The sequence below is a fragment of the Comamonas sp. 17RB genome, assembly GCF_030056555.1.
Classification (GTDB): domain Bacteria; phylum Pseudomonadota; class Gammaproteobacteria; order Burkholderiales; family Burkholderiaceae_C; genus Comamonas; species Comamonas terrigena.
Map to the genome: position 1 here is coordinate 326,272 of NZ_JASHHY010000005.1, position 6,577 is coordinate 332,848.

Here is a 6,577-nt window from a genome sequence, read left to right on the forward strand (position 1 = left end):
CTCCAACGGCCCACACGCATCGCACTCCATGGCATTTTTCAAGTTCCGCTGGCCCGGCCAGAAAGAAGAGGCAGAACAGCCATCTTCCCGGCGCTCATCCCGCAATGCACAGGGGGACAGCGTCGAATCGCTGCGCCGCCGTGCGCGCCACCGCCTGATCGGCGCGGCGGTGCTGGTGCTGGTCGGTGTGGTGGGCTTCCCCCTGCTGTTTGACACCCAGCCGCGCCCGATCGCGGTGGACGTGCCCATCGAAATCCCGGATCGCAACCAGGTCGCCCCCATGGTGGTGCCCGGTGAACACACGACCATGGCGGCCAATCCGCGCGCCACGGCGCCGGCCACGCCCGCGCCTGAGCCCACCGCGCCCGTGCGCACGGAAAACAGCCTGGGAGCCGGTGAGGAAGTGTTTGCGCCGGCCGTGCCCGTGCCGCCGCAGCCCCAGCTGGCGCCCAAGCCCGAACCCAAGCCGGAGCCGAAACCCGAGCCCAAGCCCGAGGTGAAGAAGCCGGAACCCAAACCCGAGCCCAAACCCGAGGTGAAAAAGCCCGAGCCCAAGGTGGAGCACAAGCCGGAGCCCAAGGCCGAGGCCAAGCCGGAACCCAAGCCCGAACCCAAAAAGTCGCGCGACGACGACGCCGAGCGCGCCCGCGCGCTGCTGGAAGGGCGTCCGGCATCCACCGCTGCGGCCAAGCCCGAAGCGGCGGCCAAGCAGGAAGGCAAGTTCATCGTGCAGGTCGGCGCCTTCGGCGATGTCGACAAGGCCAACGAGGTGCGCCAGAAGCTGGCCGGTGCCGGTCTGAAGGCCTACACCCAGACCGTGAATGCCGCCGCTGGCAAAGTGACGCGTGTGCGCGTGGGACCGTTCAACGGCCGTGCCGAGGCGGACAAGGCCGCATCCCGCATCAAGGGGCTGGGTCTGCCGGCGTCGGTGCAACCCGGTTGATGGCGGGCCGATAGCGACGCATGGCAACCTTGGACGCGGTTTTGCTGGTGGTGTGCTGCGCCTCCCTGATGCTGGGAGCGTGGCGCGGTCTGGTGTATGAATTGTTTTCGCTGGTGGGCTGGGTCGCAGCCTTCTGGATTGCCCGCCTGTTCGCAGGCGATGTCGGTGCCTGGCTGCCCGTGGATGGCTTTGACCCCACGGTGCGCTATGCCGCAGGATTTGTCGCCGTCTTTGTGGTGGCGGTGTTCGCCTGGGGGCTGCTGAGCGCCCTGGCCAAGAAACTGATCGAGGTCGTGGGCTTGCGCCCGGTCGACCGCACACTGGGCGCGCTGTTCGGCGTGCTGCGCGGCATGGTGCTGGTGCTGGTGGTCACGCTGGTGGTGGTGAACACCCCGCTGCACCAGCAGGACTGGTGGGTCCAGTCCTGGGCCGGGCCGCAGCTGGCCGATCTGGCGCGCACGCTGGTGCCGTCGCTGCCGCAAGAGCTGGGCAAGTACCTGACGGCCCCGGTGTAGCAAGAGTTGAGAAGGTCGCGGGGCAGTGCAAGCCGCCCCGCATAAACACGCAGGACCCAGTCCTGCCATGATGGAAACGCAATATGTGTGGAATCGTCGGCGTGGTCAGCACCGCGCCCGTGAATCAACTGATCTATGACGCCCTGCTGCTGCTGCAGCACCGCGGGCAGGATGCCGCCGGCATTGTCACGCAGCAGGAACGCAAGTTCTTCATGCACAAGGCCAAGGGCATGGTGAAGGACGTGTTCCGCACCCGCAACATGCGTGCGCTGCCCGGCTCGGTGGGCCTGGGCCAGGTGCGCTACCCCACGGCGGGCAACGCCTCCAGCGAAGAAGAGGCCCAGCCCTTCTACGTGAACGCGCCCTTCGGCATCGTGATGGTGCACAACGGCAACCTCACCAACGCCAAGCAGCTGCGCAACGAGCTGGCCGAGACCGACCACCGCCACACCAACACCGAGAGCGACTCGGAAGTGCTGCTGAACGTGCTGGCGCACGAAATCGGCCGTGCCTCCAGCGGCGCGCCGCTGAAGACCGAAGACATCTTCCGCGCCGTGCGTGCCGTGCACCTGCGCCTCAAGGGCTCGTATGCCGTGGTGGCGCTGATCGCCGGCTACGGTCTGCTGGCCTTCCGTGACCCCTATGGCATCCGCCCGCTGTGCATCGGCAAGGGCGCGGACGGCACGCGCATGCTGGCCAGCGAATCCGTGGCACTGGAAGGCACGCTGCACCAGTTCGAGCGCGATGTGGCGCCCGGCGAAGCCGTGTTCATCAGCAACGACGGCACCCTGCACAGCGAACAGTGCGCCGCCAAGAGCGAGTTGCACCCCTGCGTGTTCGAGTACGTGTACCTGGCCCGCCCGGACTCCACCATCGACGGCATCTCGGTCTACCAGGCCCGTCTGAACATGGGCGAGACGCTGGCAAAGCGCGTGATCTCCACCGTGCCGCCCAGCGAGATCGATGCCATCATCCCGATCCCCGAATCCAGCCGCCCCAGCGCCATGCAGCTGGCGCAGCTGCTGGGCATTCCCTACCGCGAAGGGTTTGTGAAGAACCGCTACGTGGGCCGTACCTTCATCATGCCGGGCCAGGGCGCGCGCAAGAAGTCGGTGCGCCAGAAGCTCAATGCCATCGGCAGCGAGTTCAAGGGTCGCAACGTGCTGCTGGTGGATGACTCCATCGTGCGCGGCACCACCTCCAAGGAAATCGTGCAGATGGCACGCGACGCCGGTGCCAACAAGGTCTACCTGGCTTCCGCTGCGCCTCCCGTGCGCTACCCCAATGTGTACGGCATCGACATGCCCACCCGCTCCGAGCTGGTGGCCAGCGACCGCACCGTGGAAGAGATCCGCCAGGTGATCGGCTGCGACGCGCTGATCTACCAGGACGTGGATGCTATGAAGCAGGCCGTGGGCAAGATCAACCCGGCGGTCAAGGGCTTCGAGGCCTCGTGCTTCGACGGCGTCTACATCACCGGCGATATCTCCAGCGCCGAGGTGACGGCCCTGAACGAAGGCCGCAACCGCGGCGGTGAAGAAGAGCAGGAAGATACTTCCCGCCTGTCGCTGCCCAACGCCCAGGAAAGCTGATGCACCCGGTGTGCAAGGTGGGCGACAGCGCCGCCTTGCACACTGTGTCCGGAAGCGAGAGCTTCAGAAACATGAGCTAATTGCGCTGGATTACCAAGACTTTCACAATGTTTCTTGCTGAAAAGTCTGGTGACGACAGCGCGATCAGCTCATTTTTTTGTTTTGTTGAGATGCGGTGCAAGCGCGCTTCGTGTGGAAGCGTGCATGCCGCGGCCGGCGGGTGAGAGACCGCCGGTGCCACCTGCAAGGACCAAGTACCGTGACCGATCACTCCCTGCCTCAGGGATTGCACCCTGAGACCCTCGCCGTGCGCGAGGCCGTGGAACGCAGCCAGTGGGGCGAGCACAGCGAAGCCCTGTACCTGGCCAGCAGCTTTGTGCAGCCCAATGCCGAAACGGCCGCGCGCCGCTTTGCCGCCCAGGAAGAGGGCTACACCTACAGCCGCACCAGCAACCCCACGGTGACCAGCTTCGAGCGCCGCCTGGCGGCCATGGAAGGCACGGAATGCGCCGTGGCCACGTCCACCGGCATGTCGGCCATCCTGCTGGTGGCGCTGACCGCGCTGAAGACGGGCGACCACGTGATCTGCTCGCAGTCCATGTTCGGCTCCACCATCAAGCTGCTGGGCACCGAAATGGCCCGCTTTGGCGTGGAAACCAGCTTTGTGTCGCAAACCAACATCGACGAGTGGAAGGCGGCCATCCGCCCCAACACCCGCATGCTGTTTGCCGAAACCCCCACCAACCCGCTGACCGACCTGTGCGACATCGCCGCGCTGGCCGAGATCGCCCACGCCCATGGCGCGCTGCTGGCCGTGGACAACAGCTTTGCCACGCCCATCCTGCAGCAGCCCGCCAAGCTGGGTGCGGACGTGGTGGTGCACTCCGGCACCAAGTTCCTGGACGGCCAGGGCCGCGTGATGGCTGGTGCCGTCTGCGGCACCGTGGCGCTGGTGGACAAGGTCATGGGCACCTTCCTGCGCAGCGGCGGCCTGAACCTGGCGCCGTTCAACGCCTGGGTGGTGATGAAGGGTCTGGAAACGCTGGCCCTGCGCGTCAAGGCCGAAAGCGCATCGGCGCTGGAGCTGGCCACCTGGCTGGAAGCCCACCCCAAGGTGGCACGCGTGTACTACCCCGGTCTGGCCAGCCACCCGCAGCACGCGCTGGCCATGCGCCAGCAAAACGGCATGGGCGGCGCCGTGATCGCCTTCGATGTGATCGGGCAGGGCGCCGAGCAACTGCGCGCCAACGCCTTCCATGTGGTGGACAGCACGCAGGTGTGCTCCATCACCGCCAACCTGGGCGATGTGAAGACCACCATCACCCACCCGGCCAGCACCTCGCACGGCCGCCTGACCGAAGAGCAGCGCCAGGCCGCCGGCATCGGCCAGGGCCTGATTCGTATTTCCGTGGGCCTCGAGCACCTTGATGACTTGAAGGCCGATCTTTCTCGCGGACTGGATACCTTGAAATGACAACCAAAATTCGTACCCGTTTTGCCCCTTCGCCCACCGGCTTCATCCACCTGGGCAACATCCGCTCGGCGCTGTACCCCTGGGCCTTTGCCCGCGCCAATGGCGGCGACTTCGTGCTGCGCATCGAAGACACCGACCTGGAGCGTTCCACCCAGGCATCGGTGGACGTGATCATCGAAGGCATGCAATGGCTGCAGCTGGACCATGACGAAGGTCCGTTCTACCAGATGCAGCGCATGGACCGCTACAAGGAAGTGCTGGCCACGCTGCAGGCCAAGGGCCATGTCTACCCCTGCTACATGAGCATGGAAGAGCTGGACGCCCTGCGTGAAAAGCAGATGGCCGCCAAGGAAAAGCCGCGCTACGACGGCACCTGGCGCCCCGAGCCCGGCAAGGTGCTGCCGGCCATCCCCGAAGGCGTGAAGCCCGTGCTGCGCTTCAAGACCCCCAAGGACGGCGTGGTGGGCTGGGACGACAAGTGCAAGGGCCATATCGAGTTCCAGAACTCCGAGCTGGACGATCTGGTGATCGCCCGCCCCGATGGCACGCCCACCTACAACTTCTGCGTCTGCGTCGATGACATGGACATGCGCATCACCCACGTGATCCGCGGCGACGACCACGTCAACAACACCCCGCGCCAGATCCACATCTTCGAGGCCCTGGGTGCCGACGTGCCCGTGTTCGCCCACCTGCCCACCGTGCTGAACGAGCAGGGCGAGAAGATGAGCAAGCGCAACGGCGCCAAGGCCGTGACCCAGTACCGCGACGAAGGCTATCTGCCCGACGCCATGGTGAACTACCTGGCCCGCCTGGGCTGGAGCCACGGCGACGATGAAATCTTCAGCCGTGCCCAGTTCCTGGAATGGTTCAACCTGGACCACCTGGGGCGCAGCGCCGGCCAGTTCGATGAAGCCAAGCTGCGCTGGGTCAATGCCCAGCACCTGAAGGCCATGGATGATGCGGCGCTGGCTGCCCTGGTCACGCCTTTCGTGGTCAAGGCCGGTGTGGACGCCGCCGTGCTGCAGGCCGACGACCGCCTGGTGCGCATCGTGGCCCTGTTCAAGGACCGCTGCGACACCCTGGTGGACCTGGCCAACTGGGCCAAGGTCTTCTATGTGGACGGTGTGGAGCGCAATGCCGAAGACTATGCCAAGCACGTGACGGAAGCCGCCGCCCCGGTGCTGGACGCCTTTGCCGCTGCCATGCAGGGCGTGGAATGGACCAAGGAAGCCATTGCCGCCGCCATCAAGGAAGTGCTCAAGGCCCAGGGCGTGAAGATGCCCGCGCTGGCCATGCCCGTGCGCGTGCTGACAGTGGGCACGGCCCACACGCCGTCGGTGGATGCGGTGCTGGAATTGCTCGGTCGCGAAAAAATTCTGACGCGTTTGAAAAACCGCTAAAAACCTGTCTATAATTCGAGGCTCTGCACAACGCGATTGAATAAAAGTCGCGTTGTCAAGAGTGAGAATTTTGGGGGTATAGCTCAGCTGGGAGAGCGCTTGCATGGCATGCAAGAGGTCATCGGTTCGATCCCGTTTACCTCCACCAAAAAACAGACGCTGGCTGGAGACAGCCAGAGTTCTAGGATTGACCCTATCGTCTAGAGGCCTAGGACATCACCCTTTCACGGTGAGTACCGGGGTTCGAATCCCCGTAGGGTCGCCAAGTTTGAAACGCTGGTAGCTACTTAAAAAATAGCGAAGTTTCCTGCCAGGAGTGGTAGTTCAGTTGGTTAGAATACCGGCCTGTCACGCCGGGGGTCGCGGGTTCGAGTCCCGTCCACTCCGCCAGTTTGGCCAGTCGCTTGATTAAAAAAGCGCCTTTGAATCTGAAGGCGCTTTTTTAATCGGAGCTGAAAAGCAAAGATTCTAGGTATGACCCTATCGTCTAGAGGCCTAGGACATCACCCTTTCACGGTGAGTACCGGGGTTCGAATCCCCGTAGGGTCGCCAAGTTTGAAACGCTGGTAGCTATCTAAAAAATAGCGAAGTTTCCTGCCAGGAGTGGTAGTTCAGTTGGTTAGAATACCGGCCTGTCACGCCGGGGGTCG

The 6,577-nt window shown here is 64.3% G+C and carries 5 protein-coding genes and 4 tRNA genes; all 9 read left to right on the plus strand.

Annotation, left to right across the window (positions count from 1 at the left end; translation table 11 throughout):
- Nucleotides 1–28 precede the first annotated feature (28 nt).
- The 9 genes from QM470_RS11570 to QM470_RS11610 all read left to right on the plus strand — a co-directional run bounded on the left by QM470_RS11570 (nt 29) and on the right by QM470_RS11610 (nt 6,479).
- Entirely contained in the window at nt 29–943 is a 915-nt protein-coding gene (locus tag QM470_RS11570) for an SPOR domain-containing protein (RefSeq protein WP_283339375.1), read from the plus strand.
- 20 nt (nt 944–963) lie between these two features.
- Entirely contained in the window at nt 964–1,458 is a 495-nt protein-coding gene (locus tag QM470_RS11575; RefSeq protein ID WP_066533394.1) for a CvpA family protein, read from the plus strand.
- Nucleotides 1,459–1,541: 83 nt separating this feature from the next.
- A complete protein-coding gene (purF, locus tag QM470_RS11580; protein WP_280011961.1) occupies nt 1,542–3,050 on the plus strand; it encodes an amidophosphoribosyltransferase in 1,509 nt (502 codons plus the stop codon).
- 259 nt (nt 3,051–3,309) lie between these two features.
- A complete protein-coding gene (locus QM470_RS11585) occupies nt 3,310–4,524 on the plus strand; it encodes an O-succinylhomoserine sulfhydrylase (RefSeq protein ID WP_280011960.1) in 1,215 nt (404 codons plus the stop codon).
- Nucleotides 4,521–5,927, plus strand: coding sequence for a glutamate--tRNA ligase (gene gltX, locus QM470_RS11590; protein ID WP_283339376.1), 1,407 nt, complete (start codon nt 4,521–4,523; stop codon nt 5,925–5,927). The genes QM470_RS11585 and gltX overlap by 4 nt, the downstream gene beginning before the upstream one ends.
- Nucleotides 5,928–5,999: 72 nt before the next feature.
- A tRNA-Ala gene (locus tag QM470_RS11595) sits at nt 6,000–6,075 on the plus strand.
- Between the two features lie 41 nt (nt 6,076–6,116).
- Nucleotides 6,117–6,192, plus strand: a tRNA-Glu gene (locus QM470_RS11600).
- A gap of 48 nt (nt 6,193–6,240) precedes the next feature.
- A tRNA-Asp gene (locus QM470_RS11605) sits at nt 6,241–6,317 on the plus strand.
- Between the two features lie 86 nt (nt 6,318–6,403).
- Nucleotides 6,404–6,479: transfer RNA gene (locus QM470_RS11610), tRNA-Glu, on the plus strand.
- Nucleotides 6,480–6,577 lie beyond the last annotated feature (98 nt).